The organism is Limosilactobacillus rudii (assembly GCF_014145455.1).
GTDB lineage: Bacteria > Bacillota > Bacilli > Lactobacillales > Lactobacillaceae > Limosilactobacillus > Limosilactobacillus rudii.
Map to the genome: position 1 here is coordinate 1 of NZ_JACIVB010000049.1, position 13,621 is coordinate 13,621.

Genomic DNA, 13,621 nt, shown 5'->3' on the forward strand with positions numbered 1-13,621 from the left:
CCAAGACGCTCCAGTTAATTCAAAGTGATTAAGTTGTCGAACCGCCGTATACGGAACCGTACGTACGGTGGTGTGAGAGGTCGATAATTGAATTAATCAATTATCTCCTACTCGATTTAGTTCTCTTAAATGATATATCTTGAAGTTTATTAGTGAGAGGATCATTCGAGATCGTGGCTTTCATGCTATCAATATAATTCTTTTTTTTAGATTTATATGTGTTCTCACTTTCTAATAGATTATCAATATCGTAGTGATTAGGAGAAAGTGTTGCAAAGTTAGCAGATTTAGGTTGAAGCATCCAAGCAGGAATAAATTTTAAGACTCTAAAAGCAAAAATAAATAGAATAGCGATAAACATTGCAACTCCGAAGACTAAGGCAAAGTCAGAAACAAAAAGTGATAATAGGAGAAAATCATCATTACTGTTTGGGAGTTTTAATTGGTTATGCCATAAGAAAAATGTAGGAGTAGCGGAGATAGAAGCTATTTCTATAAAAAGTTTAGCGAGTTCTGCATTAAGACTAAGTTTTTTTGTATTGTCCATTCCCAGGATTACGTGTATTTTAAATATAAAGTTAGAAAGAAAATAGAACGTAATGGTTGTGAGAAATCCAATGGCAGTAAGATTGGCACTTTGCAACTTGGCAAGAGAAACTATATTAAAGTGTTTTGCATTTTCGACAATGCCTAGTATAGCAAGAGTTATAATTATAAGTCGGCTAAATAGCGTAAAAGAATCCCAAAATATTAATTTTAAATAATAAAATTTTTCTCCTTTGAATTGATTCTGATATATATCCAATTTGCTATTAATAGAGATAAATCCCAAAACTAATAAAGATGAAAATAATAATAGAGTAAAATATCCAAGTAACATAAAAAAGTATTTCCTTTGAAATTAATACAATAATGATAAAAGAAATATTTTTCAAAGTAAATAGTATAATTTTTAATCAAAGGATCGATTAGTGTCATAAGAAACAAAAGCATGCTTTTTAAATTAAAGAAAAGTCACTGAAAAAGAAGATTAAGAAGTTGAAAAAAGTAATTCAAATCTTCTTTTTAATAAAATTTCTGTGTAGTTTAAAAAGCATGCTTTTTAAATATCAACTTTCGTCCATGTAAGAAAATAAATTTGTTTCAAAAATTCGCTTTATTTTCTTATTAATCTAGCTTTAATGTTGTGTATTTGCTCAAACTATAGATTTAATATTTTTCACTGTCTTTATAACATGGTTTGCGCGTCGCGTTTCTCATAATTAATAAGAAAATAAGACTTTTTACAGTAGAAAACTTTTTTATTATTTATATAAATACATTGACAATATATAAAATAGTGGTATTATATAGTTGTAAGCTAATTACTAGCTTAAGCAAGCCTAAATTTCAAATACTAGTTGAAAGGAGTTTCGGGCTATGCTTACAGCAGTAAGCGCCCTTTTAGGAATAGCCGGCGCCTATCGGTTAGCCTGTAAAGGTTATAAAGATTATTGGCAAGGGCAACGCCTAAAAGAAAAAGCCTTAAAGAAGCGGGCCAAACGCTTAAATAAGGCTAAAAAATAAACAATAGTTTTACATTATGGGGAATCGTGGCGCGGTTCCCTTTTACGTATATAATTATACTATGGAACTAAGAAAATAGAAAGGCTTTAGAAAATGCTAAAAGCTCTATTTAATATAGTAATTCTGGTAATTGCTTTATATATAAGTTACAGGCTGATAAAATCAGGCAATTATTATCTTAGAGAAGCTCGCAAAATACGGCGACAAGTTAAAGAAGCAGAGAGGCGAGAAAATGCCAAGAACTAAAAAATTAACTGAAGAAGAAGCATATAGAAGACAACTAGCCCGCAACGTTGAGTATAACCGCACACATAAAAAAGAAGCCTACCGCAATCAAAAGAAATCAAGGGCGCGGGGCTTCATTAAGAAAGACGCAACACGGGAAGAATTGGAAGAATTACGCGGGCTTATTGATGAACGTTTGAAAAAATTATAATAAATTAATTGACTACTAAAAATAATGTGATATTATAATAGGTGTAAGCTATTATATAAAGCTTATAGCAACTACAACATTACAATTTCATATTGTAAAGGGTGTATAAGTTGTTATATATGCTTATTGATTGGTTAAGATTGATAATAGTAATATTGTTAGAGTTACGAGCGATTATATATTTAATTGAGAATATAATAAAAGCCCTTAATAATCTAATTCAGACTATTAAAGACCTTACCAAACATTAAATAAAAGCTTACAAAGGGTAGGCGGTCGGACGCTTGCCCTTTTATTAATTATTGTTATTATAGCATGGATAAAAGAGGAATCAACTAAAATGATAATGCAAATATTTATAATCTTATTCATGTTAGGCTTGATATATTGGCTATTGATTGGCTTGAAAAATGATATAAAAAGCCTTATTAAAACGATAAAAGAATTTAAGCGGTGGTAATAATGACCGAACAGCAAAAGAAACGGCGGGGACGCCCTAGAAAATACGCAACCAAAGAAGAAGCAAAGCAAGCACAGTTACAGCAGATTAAAGAAGCGAACAAGAAGAGCCCTAAAAGTAATTACTATCAATATAAATCAAAGGCGCGTAATTTCATTACTAAGAAATCTACTAAAGCCGATTTAATAGAATTACAGGAACTTATAAATAAACGACTGGAAGAACTTTCTAAAAATTAGAAACGTGACGCGGTGAAGCTGATATAATAAAAAACATAGGAAGCGGGAAGACTTGCAACCTTTCCGCAACCTTAGACAATCTACAAACAAGGATAAAAGCCAACTTTCTACAATATTATAAGTAGATGAGGGAGTGGTTTAAATGTCCTTCTGTTTGTCTCTACTATTTTTGTCTGGTAATACATGAGTATCACGCTTACTATAACAAGCGGTAAAGTGTTTAGTGTGGTAATTGCTACCGTAATAAGTGCAATTATTGCAATAAAAAAGCGCCATAAAGGTTAGGCGCTACAAACAAGGATAGTAGATTGTCGGGGTGTAAGTGATGCGAGCACTTACGCCCTTTAACACGTTATTATTATATATGATTATTTTTGCTATATCAATATATTAGGGAAGTGGAAAAGGTGGCAAAAGCAAGCAAAGCGCAATTAGAAGCTAATAGACGATGGCGGGAGAAAAACAAAGCTTATAACGAATATAAAAAGGCTTTGAATTACATGGATAACTTAATCAATCCGGATAAAGATAAAAACGAATTAATCTATAAAGCAATTGAAAAAAGCGAAGATCAAAGGTTTGATTACTGGGACGACATGACAAATAGACTTGAAGAAATGGCGGATAAATTTGGCTATAAAGTTACTAAAAAATAAAAATAGATTTTTTCTATTTTTATATTGACATCTATATCACTATGATATATTATAAAGATGTTCAAAAGGAACAGGAAATAAAAAAATTATTTCTTATATCTATATCGTAGTGATATAAAAGAAAGGAAACAATAAAAATGAAATGTGAATATTGCAACGAAAAAATTAACAACGGTTTTAATGTAACAGGGTATGAAATGACATCCCCAAAACAGGCGGAAGGCTTAAAGTTTGATTCTCTCTATTGTATGAGTGAATATGCAAAGAAACATAATTTTAATGACTATGATTATATTTCATGTGATCTATAAAGGGGGATGCCAACAATGCGAAAAGTAGAAAAGTATATCAATCTATATCAGGAAAGTAAAATTACAGTTCATCAAGCCTATAAACAATTAGGCGGGCGAAAGTATAAAGAATTTTGGAATAAGTTATATAAATTATCAACGAAAGAAAGGAACTTGTAATTATGGGAATAGAAAAATCAAGAACTAACTGGATGAATGACGGCTATTTATACATTATTGAAAAGTACGAAAGAAACGACTACACAGGAAAATTTGAAATCTGGCGGCGTGGATTTATTAATTATTTTGCATATTGTGACAAATTGAAGCGCCTAACATGGTATAGCAGGGAGAACATTCAAAAGATAAATAATGATGCGTATTACATTAGAGACGACAAAAGACGCTATACAGGCCGAATAATTAGAGTAAAACAGTTCAATTAAATAAAAGGGGTAATCATCATGAATAAGAATTTAGTAATTAAAGTATTAGGCGCTTTATTAATTATTGCGGGTTGCAATTGGTATGTAGACAGTCAGAAACTACAAGACGCACAAAGCCAAATCAGAACAGAACAAACGGCAAAGAGCAAGGCGAGCGCACAAATAGAAGACCTAAGCGCCACTAATGACGATTTAACAGACCAAAACAAGGAACTAAAAGACTCACAAACTCATATCAAAGACGGTCAACAGATTAAAAATGATAAATTTACAATCGATTATGAAGACGATGGCGACGGTGATTATACTTTAACAGTTTACCCAAGTAAAAAGGGCGAGCGCTTAATTGCTCAGCAAGGAGACGGCGCGCAAGGTTTAGAAATTGTAAATGTACCAAAGACAGACAAGCGGACAACATCAGCAAATTAGAAGGGAAGTTATAAAAATGACTATCACACCAGAAGCAACAGTATACCGAGTTAATATGCTATATGTAACCGGTCAAAGCGTATCAGAACTATACAAGACCCAAGAAGAAGCAGAAAAGAAAATGAATGAATTTATTAATAGCGGTGAAGTGGCTAGTATCTCAATAGTTCGCCATCACTGGACAGAATGGCGAAAAGGCGGAACTTGTGAACACCAAGAAAAGAGATTAAAACACTGGATAGTGTCACCGGAAAAAGTAGCAGAAGCACGACAAAACGCACTAGAAAATTATTAAGGGGTTGAATATGATGGATATTAAAGAAGTAAGTTATACAGATTTAACAGTAAAGGCGCTTAGGATGTTAAATACAGATGATAAAGTAAGATTGTTCTTGATGGAATCAACGCGAATCATGCGGGCGTTATCACAAAGCGACGCAATCTATACACATGAGCAGCGAGCTTTCAAGCGCAATTATTGGCGCTTTGTTCTGTGCTGCAACCTCACGGCAACAATTAATAGGATTACAGCCATGAAGATATATGCGCGATTTGTTGGCGGATACTGTGAAGGGTTAGAGCCTAACACCGTTATAATTATGGGGATGTTATTTGAAGAGTTAGCCGAAAGCATCCACAAGGACGAGCCAAAAGACGAGCAACAAGCAATATTAAACGGTGCTATTAATTACTTGCTAAAATAATAGGAGGTTACACAATGGATTATAGAAAATACTATCGAACAGTTAAGAGCCACGCTATAAAGTTTATTGATCCGGGGGATGATTACAAGCGCCGTTACTTTGCAAGCCGTGACGATTATAAAAGCGTACTAATGAAGTTATTACTTGCCACTGTTGACCGTTTGCAAGGGTTAGGGGTAAATATAAAGATCATTGTAGGGGATGACATTAAACAACAGCAGGAAACAAAAGAAGCCGCCTAAAAGGGCGACTTTTTATTTTGAATTAAATTTTATAATTATCTTTATTTGTACTTATATATAGTATATAATATAGGTATGGTAAGCGATGGGAGTAATTAACCCGGAGTTTATCAAGACGGATCAGCAGGCAACGGCCGAGCGTTACCGATTACAGGTAGACCAAAGGAGGCGCGGGCCTATGCTTTGTTATCTACCAGACAGGAGAACGCGTGACGGTTGACGCTGTCGCGACGCTGATATTCTCACAAGCTTTTTATTGGGTTTGTCGTGGTATTGCGTTAATTATAAAAGCGCTCAAGCAATAGCCCAAGCGCTTTTATAAAATGTCTCTTGTCTGTAGACCGTCGGGCGTCAAGTTCTCGTACAGCTTGGCGCCTTTTACATATCTAATTATATCAAATAAAACTACATAATCAATAATAAAAGAGGGGTGTCAAATGACACTATCAGATGCACGTAAACGAGCAAATCAAAAGTATTTGAAGAATAATCCAGATAAACGCCGTACATATCAATATAGGTCAAATGCTAAAACGTTTATAAAGAAGTATGCAAGTATAGAAGACTTAAAAGACTTACAGCAACTAATAAGCGAACAAATAAAAGAAATGAAAAAAGAATAAATAAAACTATTGTATTTTCTTGTAGAAGTCCTAACATTAGGAGAGTGGGCGCCGTGAGCTCCGGCGATTGGATCGCGTATCTAAATTTGTTAGTAGCGTTATTAACGTTATTAACGTTACTGTATCGAATTTATCACGACCAACAAAATAAACACTAATCTAAAATAGACTAGTGTTTAACAAATAGCAATCCTAATATTAGGCAACAGCAAAAGGGGGAGGCGGTGCAACGCTTGCCCTTTTTGAATACATATATATTATATGTTATTGGCGGGAGATTGTGCAAGTATGGCATATACTAAAGCAGGAGCACGAGCAACAGCCAAATACAAGGCAAAGCACCCGGAAGCAGCAAAGGCATATCAAGCGCGATCATATGCACGGCGCTATATTAACAAGTTTGCGGATAATGAGGGACTGGATGAATTAGAAGAACTCATAAAGGCAAGACGGAAAGAATTAAATAAACAATAGAATATATTTATATAGGTTACTTATCTATTTAATAGATGGGTGATCTTTCTTTATTTTAAACTCGCGGAAAAATTGCGGAAAAATAAAGGGGCTTTCTGTGTTATATTGATATTGTCGAAAGAAACGAATTAATAAGGTGTTATCTGTCAAAGGGTAACGCCTTTTTATTATGCTTTGTATTAACGTGTAAGGGGTGAGCATGTGAGCCGTAAGAAATACACGGACAATTATAATAAGTTCTACCATTCGAAAGAGTGGCAAGCGGTACGGCTGCGAGTGCTACAACGTGATAATTATCTATGTCAAGTATGCAAACGAGCGGGGAGAATTACACCGGCTACAACAGTACACCATATTAAAGCGGTGCGGGTAGACTATGGCAAACGGTTAGACCCTAACAACTTAGAAACAATATGTAAGGCTTGCCACAACGCCGAACATAACGAACGGGCCAAAAGTCTGCACGACAAACAGGAGAAGATAAAGAGCGCGCGGCGTTCTGATGTCTTTGTATTCAATGCAAATCCTGAAACATGAAAGGCAATTCATAAGATAACAAGTTTTGAGTTTTGAAAGTGCACACGGGTAAAATCGCTATTATATCAACGTTCTAGACATATGAAAGTTAAAAATAAACTTTTTAAGTGTGCGAAAACCTTAAAAATACGCCCCCCTACCTAAAAAATTAGAAAATTATAATTTTACGGGAGCGGTGCCATGCCTTACTTTATATAAAATTCGTTTTTCAAAATTTTTTGCACGCAAAAAAGCGGACACCCATCGCTGGATGTCCGTTAATTTGTAACCACTCAAATTTCAACTTAATCATAGCATAACTAAAACTAGCGTCAAGCGCTAAATTTTGCAGAAAGGAGGAAATTTTGATATGCCACAAACAGCTAAAAATGTTCTGCAATTGGTTGCTAATGGAAACTATAATCATAAACCAAAAGATGAACTTAAACGGCGTGCGAAAAATGAACAAAAGTTAAAAGTTTCAGCTGAGCATATGGATCCACCATCTTATCTTGATAATGGAGCAAAAAAGCAATTTCGAGCGATTATTAAGTTATTTAAGGAAACAGATCTACTAAACGAAGCTGATATTAATGAAATTGCTCGCTATTGTGACTTAACTAAAGAATATAAATCATGTAATTCATATCTAAAACGAAAGGGTCGTTTTATTGGCGGTAAGCTTAATCCGGCTCTGAGATTAAAGTTACAGATTTCAGCTGAACTAGATAAGCTTGCAAAGAACCTTGGACTTAACCCAGCAGCACGAGCATCTTTAGCTATTAATATGACAGATGATCAAAAACAAGATGATGATGACTTCTAAAATTCTAAAAGAAAATCCATTAGATCTTGATTACACAGGACTTACTCAGTGGGTTGATGCGTATATGTCTAATGAAATAAGTTTAGGACATGTATTGAAACAACCATCTCCGGCGTTATTAACAACTATTTATGCCCAAGCAGTCGTAAATAACGATATTATTGCTAGTAAATGGGTTAAATTAGCATGTGAACGTCATTTAAAGGATTTGAAACGGTCAAAAAGTGATCCAGAATATCCTTGGACCTTTGATGAGGATAAAGGTTGGCGACCCATTCGATTTATTGAAAAAAAGTGTCATCCAACCAAAGGTAATTTTAAACATTTAGTGATGCAGCCTTGGCAGCACTTTGTTGTTGGCTCTATGTTTGGTTGGGTTAATAAACACACAGGAGTAAGGCGATTTCGTGAGAGTCTTATTTTTGTTGGTCGTAAGAACGGTAAACTCGTCTCGCCGTTCTAAAACTGGGCAAAATCGGTAGAAACCTCAACTTATCGGTGCAAAAACACAAATTTTGCATTGACAATACAGTTTTGAGAAGATACCGAGGTAACTTGTTGGATTACGCAAGGCTAACAAGCACTGTAACGCGTAGTAGCTGAATAAATATAATGCTACCAAGAGTGTCCGGCAATCTTAATGATTGAAAATATACGCTAAACTGGGTTGGAAATGACCAACCGATGAAAATGAGGGTGACCTCCAGAGCATAGGATAAAAAGCCTATGGTTAATAACAATGAAGACTGAGCTAGAATCCGGTCTTGCTGATTATATGGCCGGATTTGATGGTGAAAATGGTCCTAATGTCTATTTTTTAGCCAATTCACAGCAACAGTCACGGCTTTTATTTGAAGGATCACGAACAATGATTCAAAAGTCTCCTTGGTTATCTGACCGTTTTGTGCCTAATCGAAGTGAAATTCGATACCCCAAAACAGGTGGGAAGATTATGGCAATGTCTGCTGAAAAAAGCAATAAAGATGGAGAGAACGTTCATTTTGCTGTGTTCGATGAAATCCACGAGTATCAAGATTATTCATTAATTAACGTTATGAAAAATTCGCGTGGTACTCGTACTCAACCGTTAATTGTCTATATTACTACTGCTGGCTATGTATTAGATGGACCACTAGTAGATATGGTTGATCAGGGACACGATACCTTAAATAATTACGATGATGATATCAATGACCGGACTTTTTACTATTTAGCATGCCTTGACAATAAAGAAGAAGTTAATGATCCAACTAAGTGGGTTAAAGCTAATCCAAATATAGGATTGATGCAATTAGCAGATATGATTAGCGACTTTAAAGATGATCGGCGTGTGCCTGCTAAATTTGCTGACTGGTTAACTAAGCGATTTAATATTTTTTCAGAAGTAGACGAATTAAGTTTTATTACTCCTGAAATACTACAAAAGAATAAACGTCACCTTGATTTAGAGGAACTTAGAGATCGTGATTGCGTTGGTGGTTATGATCTATCAGATACAGAGGACTTTACTTCTGCTTGCTTAGAGTTTCCTTTAGATGATGGTGGCGTTTTTATATTGGAACATTCTTGGATTCCTCACGCTCGCTATGAACGGGATAAGAATCCAGAAAGAATTAGAAAATGGGAGCATGATGGGGATGTCACAATTATTCCTGGAGATTATGTCGATTATTCATACGTGCTTAATTGGTTCAAGGAACAAGCAGAAAAATACAACATTGTAATGATTAGATATGATCCCGCAAAGGCACTTCGGCTTAACAAAGAATTGATTGAAGCAGGCTTTGAAACAGATAAGGTTAGACAAGGATTTTTCACGTTAGGTGGACCATTGCAAAACTTCAAAGAACTCCTCTTAGATGGAAATGTTGTGTTTAATGAACAACCAATGTTTCAGTGGTATCTCAATAATGTTCATTTACGTCAGGACCGTAATGATAATTGGTTGCCAACCAAGACATCGCAATCACGTAAAATTGACGGCTTTGCGGCTGCCCTTGATGCACATGTCTCAGTAATTGATATGTTAGTTACTCCTGAAACTGAAGGACCAACATCAACGTTTATTTCATTTAAGTGAGGTATCTAATGAAAGCTTTAGTAGTTATTCTAACCGCTATGTTTACAGGTGCAAAATTAGCAGGAGCAATTGCGTGGTCATGGTGGTTAGTATTTGCTCCCGTTTGGGTCTATTTAGGAATTGGTGTTGCAATTGACTTTTTAATTCTTATTATTACAGGAATATATGTTCTAATTAGTCACTATGAAGATAGGAAGAGGGGTGAGTAAGTGGGATTTTGGAAAAATTTTCAAAAGAAGCTTAGTGGTGGTTTTAAACAAGAAAGCAGTTCAAAGCGAGGATGGCTTGGTCCAACACACAATTTTGCTGGATGGGCTGATATGGATATCTGGGGTGTTAAAAATAATACCTTAGCAACTAATGAAGAAATCTTTGGCGTTATTACACGACTTGCAAATACAGTGTCGAGCCTGCCGATTCATCTATACAAGAGTTATGAACAACAAGAAAACGATGTAGCTGACTTATTGCACGGAGAAGCCAATCCGTCAATGTCGGCTTTTTCTTTAATTAACGAATTAGAAGTGTCACGTAATGCTACAGGCAATGGATATGCATTAATTGAGCGAAACAAACAGGGAACACCTATCCATTTATGGCCGATTGATCCTGAAACAGTTGTTGTAAAGCGAAATAGGGATGATAACTCAATTTGGTATGAGGTTAGTTCAACCGAATTTCATGTGTTGGTTTTTAATACAGAAATGATTCACGTCAAACATATCACGCCTTTAAATGGCGTAGTTGGTATTAGTCCGATTGATGTGCTTAATGGTCCATTGAAATTTCAAAAAGCGGTAGAAGATTTTTCACTTAATGAAATGAAGAAAAAGGATCAATACATCATTCAGTATGATAGATCGATTAGTCCGGAAAATCGTGAAGCACTGATTAAGGATCTTACTCATATGGTTAAAGAAAATGGAGGAGCGGTTGTTCAAGAAAAAGGTTTTCAAATTGACCGTTATGAAAGTAAGTTTCAGCCAAGTGACCTTAAAACAACGGAAGAAATTACTCGATCTAGAATTGCCAATGCGTTTAATGTTCCATTGTCGTTTCTAAATGAAGCATCTGCCACGAATGCTAACGCCGGTGAGCAAGCAATGATTCAATTCGTTGAAATGACGTTAGTACCAATTGTTAAACAATATGAATCAGAATTTAATCGTAAATTATTAGCACCTCAACAACGTCAACAAGGATTTTACTTTAAGTTTAATGTCAACGGCTTAATGCGTGGTAATACTGCCGCACGAACAAACTTTTACCAAATGATGATTCGTAATGGAATTACTACCCAGAATGATCTTCGGGTATTAGAAGACTTACCACCATTAAAAGATAAATCAGCTAATATGACTTGGATCTCAAAGGATTTGTTCCCATCTGAAAGCCAAATGAAAGCATCAATCAATGATGCAACATCGAAAGGGGGGTGAACCAGAGGATGACACTTCCAAAGTATCTAACGGTGAAACAGGAAACTCAGAATAATCTTGCAGAGCTGTATATTGATGGTGAAATTGTAACTGATGAATGGGAAGACTCTGATACTTCTGCAGCTGGATTTCGCGATACATTAAAAAGTCTTGGTGATGTAAAAACAATTAATTTACACATTAATTCACCAGGTGGATCAGTGTTCGAGGGAATTGCAATTTATAACATGCTGAAACAAAATTTAGCTCATATCAATGTGTATATCGATGGACTAGCGGCATCGATAGCAAGCGTTATTGCAATGAGCGGTGACGTTATTTTTATGCCTTCAAATTCAATGTTAATGATCCATAATCCTTGGACAATGGCTGTTGGTAATTCTAAAGAACTGCGTAAGCAAGCTGATGATCTTGACAAGATTACACAGGCTAGTGTTCGAACTTATCTCGAAAAAGCTGGAGACAAGTTAAATGAATCAACACTGAAAGAACTAATGGATGAGGAAACTTGGCTAACTGCGCAAGAAGCAAAAGATTATGGACTTGCAGATGAAGTGGTTGAAGCTAATCAAGCTGCCGCATCACTTAATAAACGTTTTATTCAACGTTATCACAACGTTCCAGAACAATTTATTAAGCAAGTGAACAAGAATCCTAAGGCTAAGCATAAAGAACTATCTCAAAAAGAAGAACTTAATCGCATTAAGCAAAACGCCTTGGATAACAGTGATGCGATGAAAGCTTACTTGAAAACACTAAAGGAGGAAATTAAGAAATGAAGTTAAGTGTATATCAATTAAATACTAACGTACTCGACTTAGGTCAAAGTTTGCAAGACGTAAATGACCAAATCGCAGAAAAGGCTAATGATCCAGCCTCAAGTGTAGATGACATTAAGGCATTACAAACTAAACGTGATGCTCTGCAAACACGCTTTGATGCAGCTAAAGAACAATTAGATCGTGCCAAGGAACAACAAAAGGCAGAGCTTACTGATATTAATAAAAAGGCTCAATCAAAGAAGCTTCCTGATGATCCTAAGGAACGAATGATTAAGATGGAAGCTGCTTGGATTCGGAAGACTGTGCGTCCAGACAATGCTTCATTCCAAGAAAAATGGAATGATATTAAGCAAGAAATGAAAGATGATAGTGCTACTAACGGTGGTAAGTTGCTCCCAATTAATGTTTCTAATCAATTAGTTAGTGAACCATTTGCTACTAACCCACTTCGTCAAATGGAAACAGTATCAACTATTACTAATTTAATTCTTCCACGGATTGCATTTGATATTGCTGATGATTCATTTATTAATGATGGTGATATTGCTAAAGAAATGGATCTTAAGGGTGACCAAATTACATTTGAACGTCACATGTTAAAGGTTCGGGCTGGCATTTCCGATACTGTACTTTTAGGGACTGATACCGGACTTGTTCAATATGTAAATAATGCTTTAGCTTCCGCTCTTCAATTAAAGGAACGAAATATGGCTCTGGGTACTTCTAACCCAACCGGTTTAGAACATATGAGTTTCTATGACACTACTACCGTCAAAATTAAGAAAGTTTCAGGAAAAGACTTATTCCACGCTATTCGTAAGGCCCTTGCAGACTTAGATGACGCTTTCCAAGATAATGCACAGGTACTTATGACTCGGAGTGACTATTACGATATGCTTGATAGTTTAGCTAATAACTCAGCAACCCTTTATCAAGCACAGCCAGAATCAATTCTTGGAGCTCCAGTAGTATTTACTTCTGCTGCAACTACACCAGTGGTTGGTGATTTTAGCTTTGCCCAACTGAACTACGAAATTTCTGGTGCTTTATATGAACAATACAAGGATTACCAAAAAGGAATGAACTACTTCCAACTTACTGCTTGGTTTGATCACCAAATTAAATTGGCAAGTGCATTCCGTCTTGCTACAGTTAGTGCACCGTCAAAATAGATTCCCCATCCGGTGACGATGGGAAGAAAACAACCCCATCAACGCCGACAACAGGTGGGGATGCCAAATCCGATGTAAGTAAAAGCGATAAACCTGCATCAAGTACAGTAGCAAGCTCTACTCCGGCAAGTTCTGCTACTAACTCAAATACTTCAACACCTAATTCGGGTACTGTTGCTCAACCGGCAGTAACTGATACTTTTGACCCAAACGGTAATGTAAAACCAACAGAGGCTCAAAC

At 35.7% G+C, this 13,621-nt stretch carries 20 protein-coding genes; 19 read left to right on the top strand and 1 reads right to left on the bottom strand.

Going from position 1 to position 13,621, the window contains the following annotated elements; all coding sequences use genetic code 11:
- Window positions 1–100: 100 nt before the first annotated feature.
- Window positions 101–880: a hypothetical protein gene (locus H5S39_RS04120; protein WP_182595823.1), complete on the bottom strand. Its 780-nt coding sequence runs from the start codon at window positions 878–880 to the stop codon at window positions 101–103.
- A gap of 539 nt (window positions 881–1,419) precedes the next feature.
- Between H5S39_RS04120 and H5S39_RS04125 the strand changes: the two genes are divergently transcribed.
- From H5S39_RS04125 to H5S39_RS04215, 19 genes are all read left to right on the top strand, one after another.
- Window positions 1,420–1,566, top strand: a complete 147-nt coding sequence (locus tag H5S39_RS04125) for a hypothetical protein (RefSeq protein ID WP_182595822.1) — start codon at window positions 1,420–1,422, stop codon at window positions 1,564–1,566.
- A gap of 232 nt (window positions 1,567–1,798) precedes the next feature.
- Window positions 1,799–2,002 carry a hypothetical protein gene (locus H5S39_RS04130; RefSeq protein WP_182595821.1) on the top strand — a complete coding sequence of 68 codons (204 nt, stop codon included), beginning with the start codon at window positions 1,799–1,801 and terminating at the stop codon, window positions 2,000–2,002.
- A gap of 462 nt (window positions 2,003–2,464) precedes the next feature.
- A complete protein-coding gene (locus H5S39_RS04135; RefSeq protein WP_182595830.1) occupies window positions 2,465–2,701 on the top strand; it encodes a hypothetical protein in 237 nt (78 codons plus the stop codon).
- Window positions 2,702–3,108: 407 nt separating this feature from the next.
- Entirely contained in the window at window positions 3,109–3,357 is a 249-nt protein-coding gene (locus H5S39_RS04140) for a hypothetical protein (protein WP_182595820.1), read from the top strand.
- 326 nt (window positions 3,358–3,683) lie between these two features.
- Window positions 3,684–3,827, top strand: coding sequence for a hypothetical protein (locus H5S39_RS04145; RefSeq protein WP_182595819.1), 144 nt, complete (start codon window positions 3,684–3,686; stop codon window positions 3,825–3,827).
- Between the two features lie 284 nt (window positions 3,828–4,111).
- Window positions 4,112–4,522, top strand: coding sequence for a hypothetical protein (locus H5S39_RS04150; protein ID WP_182595818.1), 411 nt, complete (start codon window positions 4,112–4,114; stop codon window positions 4,520–4,522).
- 16 nt (window positions 4,523–4,538) lie between these two features.
- On the top strand, window positions 4,539–4,817 hold the full coding sequence (locus H5S39_RS04155; RefSeq protein ID WP_182595817.1) for a hypothetical protein: 279 nt from the start codon (window positions 4,539–4,541) through the stop codon (window positions 4,815–4,817).
- A 64-nt stretch (window positions 4,818–4,881) separates the two neighbouring features.
- Window positions 4,882–5,226, top strand: coding sequence for a hypothetical protein (locus H5S39_RS04160; RefSeq protein WP_182595816.1), 345 nt, complete (start codon window positions 4,882–4,884; stop codon window positions 5,224–5,226).
- 14 nt (window positions 5,227–5,240) lie between these two features.
- Window positions 5,241–5,468 (top strand): hypothetical protein, encoded by a 228-nt coding sequence (locus tag H5S39_RS04165; RefSeq protein ID WP_182595815.1) that lies wholly within the window; start codon window positions 5,241–5,243, stop codon window positions 5,466–5,468.
- Between the two features lie 437 nt (window positions 5,469–5,905).
- A complete protein-coding gene (locus H5S39_RS04170) occupies window positions 5,906–6,091 on the top strand; it encodes a hypothetical protein (protein WP_182595814.1) in 186 nt (61 codons plus the stop codon).
- Window positions 6,092–6,379: 288 nt separating this feature from the next.
- Complete coding sequence (locus tag H5S39_RS04175; protein ID WP_182595813.1) at window positions 6,380–6,565, top strand: hypothetical protein; 186 nt, start codon at window positions 6,380–6,382, stop codon at window positions 6,563–6,565.
- A gap of 276 nt (window positions 6,566–6,841) precedes the next feature.
- Window positions 6,842–7,102, top strand: coding sequence for an HNH endonuclease signature motif containing protein (locus H5S39_RS04180; protein ID WP_231832843.1), 261 nt, complete (start codon window positions 6,842–6,844; stop codon window positions 7,100–7,102).
- 349 nt (window positions 7,103–7,451) lie between these two features.
- Entirely contained in the window at window positions 7,452–7,907 is a 456-nt protein-coding gene (locus H5S39_RS04185; protein WP_182595811.1) for a phage terminase small subunit P27 family, read from the top strand.
- Window positions 7,891–8,370 (top strand): terminase large subunit domain-containing protein, encoded by a 480-nt coding sequence (locus H5S39_RS04190; protein ID WP_259407320.1) that lies wholly within the window; start codon window positions 7,891–7,893, stop codon window positions 8,368–8,370. The genes H5S39_RS04185 and H5S39_RS04190 overlap by 17 nt, the downstream gene beginning before the upstream one ends.
- A gap of 276 nt (window positions 8,371–8,646) precedes the next feature.
- Complete coding sequence (locus H5S39_RS04195) at window positions 8,647–9,987, top strand: terminase large subunit (RefSeq protein WP_182595809.1); 1,341 nt, start codon at window positions 8,647–8,649, stop codon at window positions 9,985–9,987.
- 8 nt (window positions 9,988–9,995) lie between these two features.
- Window positions 9,996–10,196, top strand: a complete 201-nt coding sequence (locus H5S39_RS04200; RefSeq protein WP_182595808.1) for a hypothetical protein — start codon at window positions 9,996–9,998, stop codon at window positions 10,194–10,196.
- Entirely contained in the window at window positions 10,197–11,426 is a 1,230-nt protein-coding gene (locus H5S39_RS04205; RefSeq protein ID WP_231832841.1) for a phage portal protein, read from the top strand. It begins immediately after the preceding gene.
- A gap of 8 nt (window positions 11,427–11,434) precedes the next feature.
- Window positions 11,435–12,205, top strand: a complete 771-nt coding sequence (locus H5S39_RS04210) for a head maturation protease, ClpP-related (RefSeq protein WP_182595807.1) — start codon at window positions 11,435–11,437, stop codon at window positions 12,203–12,205.
- Complete coding sequence (locus H5S39_RS04215; protein ID WP_182595806.1) at window positions 12,202–13,380, top strand: phage major capsid protein; 1,179 nt, start codon at window positions 12,202–12,204, stop codon at window positions 13,378–13,380. Before H5S39_RS04210 ends, H5S39_RS04215 begins: the two co-directional genes overlap by 4 nt.
- Window positions 13,381–13,621 lie beyond the last annotated feature (241 nt).

Coding starts and splice junctions, on each gene's coding strand:
- H5S39_RS04125 (WP_182595822.1), top strand. CDS start 1,420: ATGCTTACAGCAGTAAGCGCCCTTTTAGGAATAGCCGGCGCCTATCGG.
- H5S39_RS04150 (WP_182595818.1), top strand. CDS start 4,112: ATGAATAAGAATTTAGTAATTAAAGTATTAGGCGCTTTATTAATTATT.
- H5S39_RS04175 (WP_182595813.1), top strand. CDS start 6,380: ATGGCATATACTAAAGCAGGAGCACGAGCAACAGCCAAATACAAGGCA.
- H5S39_RS04135 (WP_182595830.1), top strand. CDS start 2,465: ATGACCGAACAGCAAAAGAAACGGCGGGGACGCCCTAGAAAATACGCA.
- H5S39_RS04185 (WP_182595811.1), top strand. CDS start 7,452: ATGCCACAAACAGCTAAAAATGTTCTGCAATTGGTTGCTAATGGAAAC.
- H5S39_RS04160 (WP_182595816.1), top strand. CDS start 4,882: ATGTTAAATACAGATGATAAAGTAAGATTGTTCTTGATGGAATCAACG.
- H5S39_RS04215 (WP_182595806.1), top strand. CDS start 12,202: ATGAAGTTAAGTGTATATCAATTAAATACTAACGTACTCGACTTAGGT.
- H5S39_RS04130 (WP_182595821.1), top strand. CDS start 1,799: ATGCCAAGAACTAAAAAATTAACTGAAGAAGAAGCATATAGAAGACAA.
- H5S39_RS04190 (WP_259407320.1), top strand. CDS start 7,891: ATGATGATGACTTCTAAAATTCTAAAAGAAAATCCATTAGATCTTGAT.
- H5S39_RS04165 (WP_182595815.1), top strand. CDS start 5,241: ATGGATTATAGAAAATACTATCGAACAGTTAAGAGCCACGCTATAAAG.
- H5S39_RS04195 (WP_182595809.1), top strand. CDS start 8,647: ATGAAGACTGAGCTAGAATCCGGTCTTGCTGATTATATGGCCGGATTT.
- H5S39_RS04210 (WP_182595807.1), top strand. CDS start 11,435: ATGACACTTCCAAAGTATCTAACGGTGAAACAGGAAACTCAGAATAAT.
- H5S39_RS04155 (WP_182595817.1), top strand. CDS start 4,539: ATGACTATCACACCAGAAGCAACAGTATACCGAGTTAATATGCTATAT.
- H5S39_RS04120 (WP_182595823.1), bottom strand. CDS start 880: ATGTTACTTGGATATTTTACTCTATTATTATTTTCATCTTTATTAGTT.
- H5S39_RS04200 (WP_182595808.1), top strand. CDS start 9,996: ATGAAAGCTTTAGTAGTTATTCTAACCGCTATGTTTACAGGTGCAAAA.
- H5S39_RS04170 (WP_182595814.1), top strand. CDS start 5,906: ATGACACTATCAGATGCACGTAAACGAGCAAATCAAAAGTATTTGAAG.
- H5S39_RS04145 (WP_182595819.1), top strand. CDS start 3,684: ATGCGAAAAGTAGAAAAGTATATCAATCTATATCAGGAAAGTAAAATT.